Annotated in this window: 14 protein-coding genes and 1 pseudogene; 2 read left to right on the top strand and 13 right to left on the bottom strand. The window is 35.1% G+C overall.

Annotation, left to right across the window (positions count from 1 at the left end; translation table 11 throughout):
• Positions 1 to 344: 344 nt before the first annotated feature.
• The 5 genes from FI644_RS02050 to FI644_RS26180 form a co-directional block, all read right to left on the bottom strand.
• Positions 345 to 1,367, bottom strand: coding sequence for an NAD(P)H-dependent amine dehydrogenase family protein (locus FI644_RS02050; RefSeq protein ID WP_056683222.1), 1,023 nt, complete (start codon positions 1,365 to 1,367; stop codon positions 345 to 347).
• A 97-nt stretch (positions 1,368 to 1,464) separates the two neighbouring features.
• Complete coding sequence (locus tag FI644_RS02055; protein ID WP_142107940.1) at positions 1,465 to 2,313, bottom strand: MerR family transcriptional regulator; 849 nt, start codon at positions 2,311 to 2,313, stop codon at positions 1,465 to 1,467.
• Positions 2,314 to 2,522: 209 nt separating this feature from the next.
• The gene (locus tag FI644_RS02060; RefSeq protein WP_142107941.1) at positions 2,523 to 3,770 is read right to left on the bottom strand and encodes a Zn-dependent hydrolase; all 1,248 of its coding nucleotides are present in this window, start codon (positions 3,768 to 3,770) and stop codon (positions 2,523 to 2,525) included.
• A gap of 380 nt (positions 3,771 to 4,150) precedes the next feature.
• On the bottom strand, positions 4,151 to 5,317 hold the full coding sequence (locus tag FI644_RS02065; protein WP_142107942.1) for an ankyrin repeat domain-containing protein: 1,167 nt from the start codon (positions 5,315 to 5,317) through the stop codon (positions 4,151 to 4,153).
• A gap of 104 nt (positions 5,318 to 5,421) precedes the next feature.
• Entirely contained in the window at positions 5,422 to 5,565 is a 144-nt protein-coding gene (locus FI644_RS26180) for a hypothetical protein (protein ID WP_181758162.1), read from the bottom strand.
• Between the two features lie 321 nt (positions 5,566 to 5,886).
• Between FI644_RS26180 and FI644_RS02070 the strand changes: the two genes are divergently transcribed.
• Positions 5,887 to 7,019 (top strand): IS3 family transposase gene (locus FI644_RS02070; RefSeq protein WP_142107943.1). Its coding sequence is split into 2 segments (ribosomal slippage): positions 5,887 to 6,121 and positions 6,121 to 7,019, totalling 1,134 coding nucleotides; the frame shifts between segments, so codons are not numbered across the junction.
• A gap of 51 nt (positions 7,020 to 7,070) precedes the next feature.
• Here the strand turns inward: FI644_RS02070 and FI644_RS02075 are convergent.
• From FI644_RS02075 to FI644_RS02085, 3 genes are all read right to left on the bottom strand, one after another.
• Positions 7,071 to 7,730: a hypothetical protein gene (locus tag FI644_RS02075; RefSeq protein ID WP_142107944.1), complete on the bottom strand. Its 660-nt coding sequence runs from the start codon at positions 7,728 to 7,730 to the stop codon at positions 7,071 to 7,073.
• 21 nt (positions 7,731 to 7,751) lie between these two features.
• Entirely contained in the window at positions 7,752 to 8,504 is a 753-nt protein-coding gene (locus FI644_RS02080) for a hypothetical protein (protein ID WP_142107945.1), read from the bottom strand.
• A 62-nt stretch (positions 8,505 to 8,566) separates the two neighbouring features.
• On the bottom strand, positions 8,567 to 9,862 hold the full coding sequence (locus FI644_RS02085; RefSeq protein ID WP_142107946.1) for a reverse transcriptase/maturase family protein: 1,296 nt from the start codon (positions 9,860 to 9,862) through the stop codon (positions 8,567 to 8,569).
• 186 nt (positions 9,863 to 10,048) lie between these two features.
• Between FI644_RS02085 and FI644_RS27075 the strand changes: the two genes are divergently transcribed.
• Entirely contained in the window at positions 10,049 to 10,171 is a 123-nt protein-coding gene (locus tag FI644_RS27075) for a hypothetical protein (RefSeq protein WP_256376277.1), read from the top strand.
• Positions 10,172 to 10,182: 11 nt separating this feature from the next.
• Here the strand turns inward: FI644_RS27075 and FI644_RS02090 are convergent, their stop codons facing one another.
• From FI644_RS02090 to radC, 5 genes and pseudogenes are all read right to left on the bottom strand, one after another.
• Positions 10,183 to 10,560 (bottom strand): hypothetical protein, encoded by a 378-nt coding sequence (locus tag FI644_RS02090; protein ID WP_212139247.1) that lies wholly within the window; start codon positions 10,558 to 10,560, stop codon positions 10,183 to 10,185.
• Between the two features lie 310 nt (positions 10,561 to 10,870).
• Positions 10,871 to 11,161 (bottom strand): hypothetical protein, encoded by a 291-nt coding sequence (locus tag FI644_RS02095; RefSeq protein ID WP_142107947.1) that lies wholly within the window; start codon positions 11,159 to 11,161, stop codon positions 10,871 to 10,873.
• Between the two features lie 17 nt (positions 11,162 to 11,178).
• Positions 11,179 to 11,964, bottom strand: a complete 786-nt coding sequence (locus FI644_RS02100; RefSeq protein ID WP_246067059.1) for a recombinase zinc ribbon domain-containing protein — start codon at positions 11,962 to 11,964, stop codon at positions 11,179 to 11,181.
• A 48-nt stretch (positions 11,965 to 12,012) separates the two neighbouring features.
• Positions 12,013 to 12,117, bottom strand: a pseudogene (locus tag FI644_RS26695) (hypothetical protein); the annotation flags it as partial.
• 272 nt (positions 12,118 to 12,389) lie between these two features.
• Positions 12,390 to 12,842 carry a RadC family protein gene (gene radC / locus FI644_RS02105; RefSeq protein ID WP_142107948.1) on the bottom strand — a complete coding sequence of 151 codons (453 nt, stop codon included), beginning with the start codon at positions 12,840 to 12,842 and terminating at the stop codon, positions 12,390 to 12,392.
• Between the last annotated feature and the right edge of the window lie 112 nt (positions 12,843 to 12,954).

The raw sequence follows: 12,954 nt of genomic DNA on the forward strand, positions 1-12,954 counted from the left end.
CACCCTTTTTTTGATGATTTATAAATATCTTAATTGCCTTACTCATGCATATCGTCAAAGTTTGACGATACAATTGCCACTATAAAGTATTACGCAGCGTAATAGTCAATAGATAGAGGATATTAATTTTCTATATGAATGAGATTAATTGGGGACAGGTTTTAAAAGAAGCGTTTTAATTGAGGGGACTTTCACATAAGATTTCTACGCTATTATCCGGTTTAAAGTATGGTAGGTGTTATCTATGAATAAAATGATGGATGACAAAAAGGAGTGCTATTCAATAAATGAACAACTCTCCTTAGTTTTTCATATCTATTAATCTAGTGTCTGCAAAACTAATCTTAATAAAAATGAAGTGGATAGGTGCGATAGCTTGCCACTGGCATTTTTTCAGTTGTATAGAAGCCCGGAGCAGCTTTTAATAAATCTGGGATTCGATTCACAACTGTTGCGCAGGTTAATTCGACTGTTGCTGGATTTGAAATTTTCACCACTGTTTCTGGCTCTCCTTGAATGACCCAATCATTACAATCCGTTTCACCTTCAGCATACACTTTGCCGATACATTCGCTTACAATCACCGGTCCTTGATGGGTTACAGTAGTCACAACAGCTGACATTCCTGTTGCGTGTCCAGCAGGAATTGTTTTTCCTAATGTTTCTGAATATAAATCTTCGTTATGTGTCATTGGCACTAATTTCTGATTCTGAGATTTAATCGTCCAGCCAAATTGGGAACATAGCCATTCATTTGAATTTCTCATAAAAGATGGAAGATCATTATTGCTAGCAATTTTTTCCTCAAATTCTTCTAATGATAAACCTGCTCCATGCACCTCGGCGAGAGCAATTCCGTAATGCTCAACATTATAGCTGGATTTTCCTTCAATGCGAATAATATTATGTGTAGCACCAGCTACAGTTGTGATTAAGTTCCCCCAGAATACATCCTGATAGCCAGACCCTGTTAATGTACAATGATGATCTTTTGCTAAGCGGTCTAAACGATTCGTTATTTCGGGTGAAGTTGTCCATGGATAAAAGGCTTCTTCACAAGTAGTGATTGCATTTACGCCGTGACGAGCAGCCAATTCAAATGCATCAACTGTGTCTGTCATTAAGCTCTTCGTCATAATAATACAAACATCAGCATCCGTTTCTTTAAATACTTCCTCAGCATTACTTCTAATAGGGATATTTAGTTTAACATCTAATCCAGCAACTTCACCCACATCCTTACCGATAATAGCTGGATTCGAATCAATTGCTCCAACAATTTCTGCACCTTTTTCATATAAATAACGCAAGCTAACCATACCCATTTTTCCACAACCATATTGAATAACGCGAACTTTTTCTAACATCACTTATTCCTCCTTGGTTTGCTCAGTATTTCACATGTTGTTATACATGTAAGAGAATTTCTATAGTTTTATCGTAAACCTTATTGTTACAATAAGGTCAAGCACTATTTGATTTTTTTTTCACAGGAATTTGCAGTTTCATAATCATCTGGCGTTCATACTGTGTCCAGCACGGCAATTCCACTATAACTTCACAAATATAATCTCCAGCAATTTCAAGCTGATTTTCCACTATATAATCGATTAATTTAAAGGCATACTCTTTCTCCTGCGAAAAGTGATCACAGTAAATCGATACATATTCATGTGCAGGCAGACGCTCTATTCCCTTTACGTCGGAACAAGTTGCATCAATAAACATGAAAATCTCTGTAGACGTTAGCTTCCGTTGTTTAATGGTTTCCATACGAGTAATCGAGCCTACATTACAAAAATACGAAGTTGGGAACTGATGAATAAGGGCTAGATCCCTTAGCTCCCTTAATATATATTCATATGTTTCTAACTGATCTTCATAAATATCTCTTTTACCGTCATAGCAATAAATGAATCGTTCTGGGAGATATCCCCTCTCAACTACTCCCATTTTCGGGATTTGCTTATATGTCCTATAGTTTTCGGCTGCTACCTTCAGCGTTTTTTTCACTTGTGCAAGCTCATTCATTTTTTGATCAATCAATTGAATTTGTTCATCAAGAAGCTTAGGAATTGAATCTGCATCTTTTTCAGCAAAAACTCCTTTCATTTCTTGCAGTGTAAAACCCATATTCTTTAAATACTTTATAAAATCAAGACATGCGCATTGCTTAATACTGTAAAAACGATAATTTGTTTCTGGATCAATATAGCATGGTGACAGTAGACCGATTTTATCATAATGATGTAAGGTTTGAATCGTAATATTGTTTAGCTTCGCCATTTTCCCAATTGGAATCTTTTCTTGCATTTTTAAACCTCCTAGCTGTCTATCAAAGTAGAAAAGATAATTACTTTTATTATGACAGCTAAAGAGTATAATTTTACCATATTTTTTTGAACATTTTATGGAATAGAAACATCACAGAGTACTAGTTATCGGACAAGTAGCAGAATGACAATCTCAATTATTCCCGCTACCCGCTTTTGTGACATATACTTTACTTCAATTAAAATTTACTAAGAAATGACAGAATCTATCACTGCAAGGTGAAGCACTGCCTCCTCCAATACATCAATCCCCAATAGAATATCATCAAGTTCAGTGAATTCATCAGGATGATGGCTAAGACCATCTACTGATGGGACAAAGATAAGACCTGTGGGGCATAGTGTTGTCATGTTCATCGCATCATGACCTGCTCCACTTGCCATTACCTGGTATGTAAGACCTTTTCTCTCACAAATGGCTTGCGTCATATCACTTATTTCTTTGGATAGTAGTACTGGTTCTTCAGAAATAATTTCCTTACTAATAATCTCGAGTTTTCTTTTCCTTTCCACTGTTTGAATGGTTTGGAATAGATGGTCTAACACCCTCTGTCTTGAATCTACTGAAGTCGATCGAATGTCCACCTTAATTTCTACTTCACCTGGTACCACGTTCATTGCTCCAGAAGGAATATCGACAACACCAACAGTAGCAACCGTTCCATAATTTTGTTCATTTACCGCTATTTTCTCAAGTTCCAGCGCGATTTCGGAAGCACCAAGAAGAGCATCTTTTCTCATATTCATTGGAGTTGTACCCGAATGTGAAGGGGTTCCAATTATTTTTATAGAAAACCTAACCGGGGCCGCAATTCCGGTAACAATCCCGATCTTTTTATGATTGCCTTCCAGTACCGGACCTTGTTCGACATGCAATTCTAAAAAAGCCTTGATTTTTTCATCTTTCCTATTCGCATATTCAATACTATCAATATCAAGCGCACAAAAGGATAGAGCCTCCTCCAATGTGATGCCATCACGATCTTTTAAATCTCTCACTTTTTCCTTGTCAAATAGACCTGCCATTGCTTTGCTTCCTACGGTTGATACACCAAATCTAGAAGACTCCTCACAAGCAAATGCAATAACCTCAATAGGATGGTCTGTTTCAATGCCTTTTTCATTGAGTCGTTTAACCACTTCCAATGCAGCAGTCACACCGACTGCTCCATCGTACTTCCCCCCTTGATAAACAGTATCCAAATGGGATCCCATTAACACAGGCGGAAGACCTTTTATTCTTCCTTCTCTTCTAGCAATCACATTTCCACACTGATCCATCCGAATGTCTAATCCCTCTGCTTTACACATACGCATAAAAGCATGTGTACATGACTGTTCTTCATTTGTATACGCAACTCTTGTAATTCCCTTATCCCCTGCGTTATATTGATTGATTTTATCAAAAAGTATCTGATATCTTTGCTTACTATCCATACAGATATCTCCTATCTTAACGTTTATAGATTCTATTTCTTCTATTATACAAGCTTCATCATACTATTATCGTATAATCATTCCAATGGGAAGTGTGTTTTATTGTACAGCATGAAATCGGATATCATTACCCCAATATTGGTTTGATAAATGAACTGCAACCAACAATAAAAAAAGTAAAATCCGGCACTCGATTCATAGGGCCGGATCAAATATATATGAAAAACTGAAATTACTTCCCTTCGTTTAACAAACATTGCTGGAATTTCAATCTGCGATGTTTACCGCAGGTTCATACACTAACTCATACTGGTCATAAACTGAATCTAAACCATTCTCTTTAATCAATGAGCTGTCTGGTATACCTTCTAATTAATCGTCTACTTTCTTCCGAGTAATTCGATCGACTGATCTTTATGTAAATGATATAAATGATTAGTCGGATCATGTTTGATCGCATTTTCAATTGCTTTAATCGCCTCTTCATGTCTCCCTAAAGACCTAAGACTGTTAGCTTTATGGAATGAAAAGTCGTACCGATGCGGTTGGAGAGCTAAAAGCTTATCCATCTCATTGACAGCTTCCTCGTGTCTGCCAAGTTCTCTTAAATAATTTGATTTATGATAACGGTAAAAAGTCTCATTCGGATCAAGGTTACAAGCTTTATCGTATTCAGCAAGTGCTTCATCCTGCAGATTCATGAGCCGTAAGCAATTCGCTGTATAGAAATAAAAGTCTAGATCAGTAGAATCTATTGTTAATGCAAGATTGTATTGTTCAAGAGCCTCTTCATATCTCTTTCGTTCTTGTAATACATATCCTTTATAAAAATACAAATCTAGGTTTTCCCGATCCGTTTCAAGTGCATTACTAAGGATCGTGATCGCATCTACATATTTATTTTCTTTATAAAGCATTTTCACTTGCTGAATGCTAGCATTCGTTTCTACATACTTTTTGGTAAGGATCTTTACAACCTTTTGTTGATTGAGCTCTTTTGCATGCTGAAGGGATGACTTCCCATCTCTATCCTCAAGGTGTATATCTGCACTAGCGTCGACTAGAAGTTGGATCACATCAGAATATAATCGTCCACCATTCCCTAAGATGACTGCCTCTAATAAAGCGGACCAACCCAAATCATTCACATGATTAACTGGAACGCCAGCATCTAAGCAAACTTGAACGGTTTTCAAATAACCTTTTTCACTAGAGGGCAGCAAGGCAGTACCACCAAATCGATTGACGCTTTTAAGATCAGCACCATAGTCGAGCATCATGCTTAATATTTCATGAAATCCGTTTGCACCCGAGCAAATAAACGGAGTTAACTTGGTAATGTCTCTTGTATTCACATCACTTCCAGCTTCTAATAAAAGCTTCACTACAGCAATTTGATTTTTTTGTGTGGCAGCCATTAAAGCTGTACTCCCATTCACATCTTTATAATCAACACTTGCCCCTTCTTGTAAAAGACGTTCTACTTCTGCTGCATTTCCACTTTTACTAGCACTAATAAGGTTCTCGTGTAAGGTTTGATCATGCATAGGTTCTATCTCCCTTATCATTTTTCAAAATGCAGGAAGCTCGTAAATCTTTCTAGAATGAAAGATACACGTGCATCCCAAATTGTTTTTATTCATTTATGTTTTCATTTAAAGCAAGCAGTGTCTTTTCTAATGCTTGGAGGATTAGTCATACCCGTTCCAATCATTCTAATACCAGCGTCTTTATAAGCAATTAATGTATTGATAATCAGCATCATGCCTGTTTGCAGTACTTTTCGAACATCCATTCTAAACACACTTTGGTTTTTTAGGAAAGCTAAAATAGAAAAAGATGACTCTAAAATCATCATCTAAGAATAGGTGGTTATTTTTATTATAGATGAAGTTTAGTTAACTTGGATATACTTCACTGAGTTGGACATAATTCTTAAGGTCAAGTTGACTACAGATCACATTTGAGGAGAATCTACATGTCAATTTACTAACTGAATATGTCTCTCTACATAAGTAACTAGATAAGTATATATTTAGAGGTGGAGCTAGTATAGAAGTATGGACACATTTTAGTTAAGTCCTTATCCTAGAAATTAAGAGAGGACGTGTCCGTTATGAAACAAAAACGTTACAATCAAGAATTCAAAGAAACGATTGTTGAACTTTATCGTGCTGGTACTCCCGTCAACCAGCTTGCTAGCGAATATGGTGTTTCAGAAGTAACTATTTATAAATGGATTAAAGTGCATTCTCCTATTGGGGGAAATGAGTCACTAACACCCGCTGAAATCGCAGCTATTCAAAAAGAAAATTTACGTTTAAAACAAGAGGTAGAAATATTTAAAAAGGCTATGACCATATTCGCGAAAAAGTAATGGATCAAGAAATTATCGAACATATCAATGAAGAAAAGGCACACTATCCTGTTAAAACCATGTGTCGTGTATTAAAGTTGCCTAAAAGTACTTATTATCAAGCTGCCCATAAAATGCCTTCGGCCTATCAAATAGAAAATAAGGAAATAACCAAACGTATCCGAGAAATCCATAAAGCAAGTAAGGGTCGTTATGGAGCTCCTAAAATTCATTACTTATTGCGTAAAAAAGGATTTCAGGTGAGCATCAAACGTGTACAACGCTTAATGAAACAGGCTGGAGTTCGTTCTATTATTGTTAAAAAATATCGTCCTGCATCATTTCAAGGTCATATAGAAGAACGTGAAAACAGATTAGAGCAGGATTTTCAAACAACCTCTATTAATGAGAAATGGGTAGCTGATATTACATATATTCACACACATAAAGATGGCTGGTGTTACTTAGCTTCAGTGCTAGACCTTCATTCTAAGAAAATCGTAGGATATAACTTTGCCCGACAAATGACGGTTGAATTGGTTACACAAGCACTAGACAATGCCATTCAAAATCAAGACCCTAATGAAGGGGTTATTTTGCATACGGATTTAGGCACACAATATACGAGTGAAGCATTCCAAAAGCAGTTAAAGCAACATGGATTCATTCAATCATTTAGTCGAAAAGGTTGTCCGTATGACAATGCATGTATGGAATCATTTCATGCAACATTGAAAAAAGAAGAGGTTTATAGGAACCGATATCTGGACTTTGAAACTGCAAAAGTAGCCTTATTTACTTACATTGAAAGCTGGTACAACCGAAAGCGAATTCATGGCGCAATAAACTATTTAACACCAGATGAAGAAGAAACATTATGCCGAGCAGCATAAGGAATGGGACTTAACTTTCATTTACTTATGATAAGGTTCACCGTGTTGTATCTAAATGAGGTTTTTTAAACTCTCAGTTAATTGCATACTTAGTCCTTCGACTCTTCTGTAAGCTAAATTCCCCATCTCAAGATTGTAATCCAAATTTTGCTTTAACTCTGATTCAATATGAACGGTGTTACGATATTTGTATAGTTTTATTAAGTCGTCTTTTAGTTGAGTATCAATTAAGTTTAATTTATAACAAGCCTCAACTTTTTGGTCATATCTTATCTTTGTTTTATCCACTGGTTTCTTTTCTTTGTAAAAAGAAAAAATCTCTTTCCCATCATGAATTAACTCTTTTTTTAATTTCTCTTTTTTGTGACTCGGAATCATAATTTGAGTGTTTCTATCTTGAAATAGAAGGTCCTGAACAGGTCTCTTAGCTCCGAATAAATCGAAAAGAACATAATTTATTACTGCTTCTTGAATAGAAACATACATAATCACTTGAGTTTTAATTTGTGCTAGCAATAATTCATCTTTCGCTTGTAGCCCCTCGAAAATTTTATATATAACACGACTATTTTTATACTCAACAATTAGTCTCTGTTGTAAACTATCGTTCTTTATAAATGTGTAAAAATTTTCATCGTACCACTTTTCACTAGGTAAGTGTCCATAAACATAATCAATAATTTTTTCTTGTAATTCCTCTGAAAAAGGCATTTATCTATCTCCTTATCTTAACTATTTAACGATATATTCCATTTCTTTTCTTACCCATTCAGATAATAATTTTATGGAATCTTTTCCTGAATATTTTATGTATGCGTTCCAACCAATGAGTTTTATAGTACGCCCTATTTTCACACCTAAGATTTCATCAGTATGTGCAATATATCCTTCAATTTTATTGTAAGGACGTAAAAGTATTACCTCATGCTTTATCCCAAAATATTTTAGAATTTCTTTTGATGTTGTTACTCCATTTAGAAATAGAGTATGTATTTGGCTATGTTTAATAATTTCCGCTAGTAACTCTAAATCACCTGTACTAGTGAGTGCTTTTTTTTGCTTTGAATTCAGTTTTCCCCAGATATTTGATGTTGCCCATTGACTTAAATCGAGATGACAGGCAGTTCCATCATAATAATCATAATCTGTGCTTCCTTTTAAAAAAGAAGATATACTATTAAACCACTGTTTATATACAATTCCCGGTCTTTCAAAATACCTTTCACAATAGTCCAACACTTGATTCATATGATTTTCATTAATATCTTCATATCTAGATAATCCTAGGCTTTTGAGATTGTGGAATCTCCTTTTATCTTTAACTATATCAAACTCTCGATAACTTGGATTTAGACTTATAGTAGCTACTTTTGCACTTCTAAATCTCCCGAATGCAACAACTGGGGTGCTCCCTGGTACTACAGTACAATCTAATGGTGGCATTGTCTTTAACCGTTTTAAAATTATTTCATTTAATTTTTCCATTATTTCATCCCTTAGTATAAAATAAGCCTGCTCTACTTAGAAAAGTGAACAGGCTTTACCGTCTATGGTTTTGGGTTTTCTAATCGTGACTGAATGTTTTTCCAGTGCTTCTTCACTTGAGTTTCCATAAGGTTTAAAGTTTTAGAATCTTCATCAAATATCTTCTGTGCCCTTTCAGCATAACTAAGAAAATTCCCATGTCCTTTCTTATTCTTACCAAAGTGAGAGTAATTCTTATATAATTCTCTCCTATATGACTTACGACCGAATTCTTTTGATTTACGGTTACATATCCTAATTTTACGGTACGTCCTCGTGTAATACTTAAAAAGACTTTTTTCTCTGATTCTTACTTCTTTTCCATTAAAGCTAAATCCGAGGTAATCTAATTTTGTATCATTAAATTCTAAATCGGTTATCTTATTATTAGAATAAAAATAATTTCCTGTCTTTTCAGGTTGAATTTCTAAATTTGGAACCTGTTCCTTTATTTCTCCCACAATTTTTTGGTGAATTTGATAATCATAGCCTTGTACGTCTCCTTCAATAGGAATAACTATAATTAAATCATCACAATATCTTCTATATAGTCCTTTTTGTTCTTTAACATATTTTTGTATTTTTTCATCAAAATCTAGCAAATAAATATTAGAACAGACTGAACTGATGCCTGCACCTTGAGGAATTCCATAGCGCTTAGAATTTTTGTATATATTTTTATGCTTAAAGGCTCTGAATTCCTCTTCTGTGAAATATTTATAACTATTTTTAATTTCACTTTCAGTGTACTTAGTCATTAATTCTGCTTCAATAGTATCTTTAATAAAGTAACTAAATCTTGTTATATTCTTAAAGACATTATAATAATCGTCAGGTAATGTATCCTTTTTTAGAACGTAGCGGATTTTCTCTTTAAGATACCTATGGTCCAATGTATCAAAGAAATTAGTAAAGTCAGCAACAAAAATATATGCACTTTGCTGCGCTTTTATAAAATCAATAACTTCTTTAGCGAAGTTAATATTACTTTTTCCAGATAAGTTATTTCTATATGCAGTTGCAACTTCCTTAATATCTAGTTCATCTACAACAGAATTGTAGTGGTTATTAAGCTTGTCACCATAGTACTTATATATAAAGCTATCAATGTGAGAAGCATAAAAAATTTTACGGACTTTTTCTTTTGGTTGTTTTTCTTTCCTACTATACTTTTGAAATTTAATCTCAAAATGCATAAGTGGATAAAATCCATGCTCAGCCACCCATTGGGGGTTCTGGATTTTACCCTTAACTTTTTCAATTGATTTCTTATTATCGAGATGTTTATACCCTTTAACACGATACTTTTTTTTATTCATTTTTGGCAGAGCTAGCAAGGGTATGTAATCGCAGCCTATTACTCTATCAAAGAAACCCTTGCAAGCATACTCTCCTTTCGAATTATAGACCATTGCTAGTCTATAAAGAGGCTACTAAATGCACTAATAGCTTATACTATAATTAGTATATTGAATTGGTTGATTATGACGATTGGAGGAGTCCAAATGCCAAGTTATTCAGAAGCGTTATCGATTGTAATTAGCTGGGGCAGCCTTGTGATTACAATTGAGATAAAGCTTGACAGAAATTCACCAATTTCCCTCATAACTACTTTTATGAGGCTTTAACAATGATAATTTTACCATTTATTCTCTAAAATTGTCAAAAATATCTGATTAAATTTTGTTGTCCTTATATTATATGATTTAATTACATAATTGAGTTGGATATCTTCTAGACTATTAATCCCTATTCTCTTAATCGTCATATTTACTAAACTTATTTCATCAACAAATTCTAGCTCCCAAAATCTTTTTAGTAACGTATTGAGTTCTCTCTGAGATTCAATTATCACCATAACTTGATATGCTGGTAACATAAATTCTTCTATCTTCTGTCCATTACTTAGATATTCGTACAGACTATAAAATTCATTCATTAGATATTCTATTAAAGCATCTGGAAATTCACCTTTAATTTCATTTAATTCTTTTAAACACTGAATTTTTTTCATCATCGGTAGCTCCTAGACGTATTTTGTGAAAGCTCTGATACTAAACAAGCTACGATTCCAACCACTGTTCCCATTAAAAAGTATTGCATCCCTTTTACCCCCTTTTTATTTTTCATGATTAATGTTTTTCTTAACGAATACGGAGATGGATACGCCAAACGCCACTCCTGCTTTAAATAGGTCAATTGGTGTCATACGCTTACCTCCTTTACCGTAAAATTAGGCACGAAAAAAGAGACAAAAACTCTTTTAGAGCTAACCTCTCTGATGTGTAAACAAGTTTATTTTTGCTACCTTTACGGCTGCCGGTTCTTTACACAAAGCTAATGGGCTTAACAAGTTCCCCATCTTTCAAGAGACCTATTCCGATATCCTTTAGACCTTGCTTATCTTGTAACAAGTACACAACGTTTGATGCACCGCCATCATAGAAGAATACCCAGCAAGTCAGTTTTTGTTTGTGTTCTTCTGGAATAATAGCCTTAATCTCTTCGTTGCTTATGTCATCCATTGAAAGGGTTTTAACATCTGCTTTCCAATCCTTCAATTCTAAATGTGGGTGATATTCACTCAGGTAATTTCTGAATACATTAATAATACTCATAAATGATTTGCTCCTTTTCATAGGTTAATTAAAATAGAAAAAGGGGGAGAAAACTCATCCGTAACAGATGAATCCTCTCCCCCTTTAAAGGTGAAGTGTTTCGCAACTTCTTTATTTAGTTGTACTTGTATGGACTCAATTTGTCGTTCCTCATTGATGTTGATTTGACGGATGAGCAGATGCATCAGCCTTTTCCTTTGCTCCCTGGTCAATGATTCTTTATAGGCAGCTTTGAAGTTTTGCATGACCTGTTTGACCATGGAGAAGTTTATGTGTTGCGTACCACCTTGCCCCATTTGAAGTTCAATAGGAGAAAGTCTCTCTTCAAGATGTTCTTTTTCTTCATTCAGAGTAGATAAGCGTTGTACAAGGTCTTCTTTTTGAATCAAATCATCTTCGTACAAACCAAGGACTTTTTCTTTTCTTTGATGATTGGCTTCTAGTGCCTTTTTCAACGTCTCGTATTCATGTTGAAGTGGTGAGGAATCTCTCTCCTTCTTGTTGTTAATCCTTTTAACAATCTGCTCTATAAGAACTTCATTTGTAGCGATGGTGGATAGTTTTTCGAGTACTTGTTTGTCTGCATAGTCAGTTCTTACTCCATTAGAACGACAAACTGCTGAACCTTTGTTCTTCCAAGCTCCACAAACATAATACTCCAAAACCTTTTTTGTTCCGTCTTTGAGCGTATTCGTTGTCCGCCCAATCACCATTCCAGCCCCACAGGCAGGACACTTCATGATGCCAGTGAGCGGGAACTCACCGTCATGTATTCGATTAGGCTTGCCGCTTCTGCTCGCCATGATATTTTTTGCTTTTTCCCATGTTTCTTCTGAAATGATGGCTTCGTGCTGCCCCTTTTCAATAACAGGATTAGGGTTGAGATTGTTTCTTCTCTTTTCATTCCAATCTCTACGAACGTTGTATCGTATGAATCCTGCAGGAGGGGATTGCATAGAATCGTTTTCACACCATTGATCGTATCAGCATTAGATGCTACACAAACCAACCACTCATGTTCTTCATTATTGTAAACACAAGAATGTACCATTACCATTTCCGGAGTAATGGTAAGAAGTCCTTCTGAAACAAGATTTTCATCAAGTTCCTCTTTAGATAAAAGAACTGACTCTTCTCCAACTTGTTCTTCCTCAACATCGATGCCAAATTGCAACGACATGAAGATTGCAAAATGTTCGGAGTTATAGTAACACATTGACCTTCCTCCTTAAATATAGCCTTTTTCTTTCATGGATGTATATTTTCCATCTCCTATGATTAGATGGTCCAATAGTTCAATACCCATCAACTTTCCTGCTTCAGCAAGTCGTTTAGTAACTTCCACATCTTCCCTGGATTCAGTAGTTTCACCAGTGGGATGGTTATGGGCTACCATTATGCTTGCTGCTGAGGACAATATGGCTGACTTCATGACCTCACAAGGACTAAATATATTTGCATTCAAACTACCAATGTGATAAATGTTGATGGAAACAGGCTGGTTCTTAGTGTCCAAGGACACGACTATGAAGTGCTCACGGTCTTTATCTTCTAAGAAACTCTTAAACAAATCGTACGCATCCTGTGGTGAACGGATACTTCTTCTTTCATAAAGAATACTAGACTCTCTAACCAATTTAACCGATACAATACTCACTCTCTTTGCAGATGATTTCGTCATTTATTATCTCTCCTTAGGCAAAATAAAAAGAGAATGCCCTACGTCTAATTGACTTGGGAACATCCTCTTTTAAACTCATAACTATAATATATATTTAAATTCGCTCTCATTA

The organism is Cytobacillus solani (genome assembly GCF_006704205.1).
Taxonomy (GTDB): Bacteria; Bacillota; Bacilli; order Bacillales; family Cytobacillaceae; genus Cytobacillus; species Cytobacillus solani.

What these genes read in the sequence shown, in the direction of transcription:
- FI644_RS02095 (WP_142107947.1), bottom strand. Translation starts at nt 11,161, where the DNA reads ATGAGTATTATTAATGTATTCAGAAATTACCTGAGTGAATATCACCCA.
- FI644_RS02065 (WP_142107942.1), bottom strand. Translation starts at nt 5,317, where the DNA reads ATGCATGATCAAACCTTACACGAGAACCTTATTAGTGCTAGTAAAAGT.
- FI644_RS02085 (WP_142107946.1), bottom strand. Translation starts at nt 9,862, where the DNA reads ATGAATAAAAAAAAGTATCGTGTTAAAGGGTATAAACATCTCGATAAT.
- FI644_RS02080 (WP_142107945.1), bottom strand. Translation starts at nt 8,504, where the DNA reads ATGGAAAAATTAAATGAAATAATTTTAAAACGGTTAAAGACAATGCCA.
- FI644_RS26180 (WP_181758162.1), bottom strand. Translation starts at nt 5,565, where the DNA reads ATGGATGTTCGAAAAGTACTGCAAACAGGCATGATGCTGATTATCAAT.
- FI644_RS27075 (WP_256376277.1), top strand. Translation starts at nt 10,049, where the DNA reads ATGCCAAGTTATTCAGAAGCGTTATCGATTGTAATTAGCTGGGGCAGC.
- FI644_RS02060 (WP_142107941.1), bottom strand. Translation starts at nt 3,770, where the DNA reads ATGGATAGTAAGCAAAGATATCAGATACTTTTTGATAAAATCAATCAA.
- FI644_RS02090 (WP_212139247.1), bottom strand. Translation starts at nt 10,560, where the DNA reads ATGATGAAAAAAATTCAGTGTTTAAAAGAATTAAATGAAATTAAAGGT.
- FI644_RS02050 (WP_056683222.1), bottom strand. Translation starts at nt 1,367, where the DNA reads ATGTTAGAAAAAGTTCGCGTTATTCAATATGGTTGTGGAAAAATGGGT.
- FI644_RS02075 (WP_142107944.1), bottom strand. Translation starts at nt 7,730, where the DNA reads ATGCCTTTTTCAGAGGAATTACAAGAAAAAATTATTGATTATGTTTAT.
- FI644_RS02055 (WP_142107940.1), bottom strand. Translation starts at nt 2,313, where the DNA reads ATGCAAGAAAAGATTCCAATTGGGAAAATGGCGAAGCTAAACAATATT.
- FI644_RS02100 (WP_246067059.1), bottom strand. Translation starts at nt 11,964, where the DNA reads ATGGCGAGCAGAAGCGGCAAGCCTAATCGAATACATGACGGTGAGTTC.
- radC (WP_142107948.1), bottom strand. Translation starts at nt 12,842, where the DNA reads ATGACGAAATCATCTGCAAAGAGAGTGAGTATTGTATCGGTTAAATTG.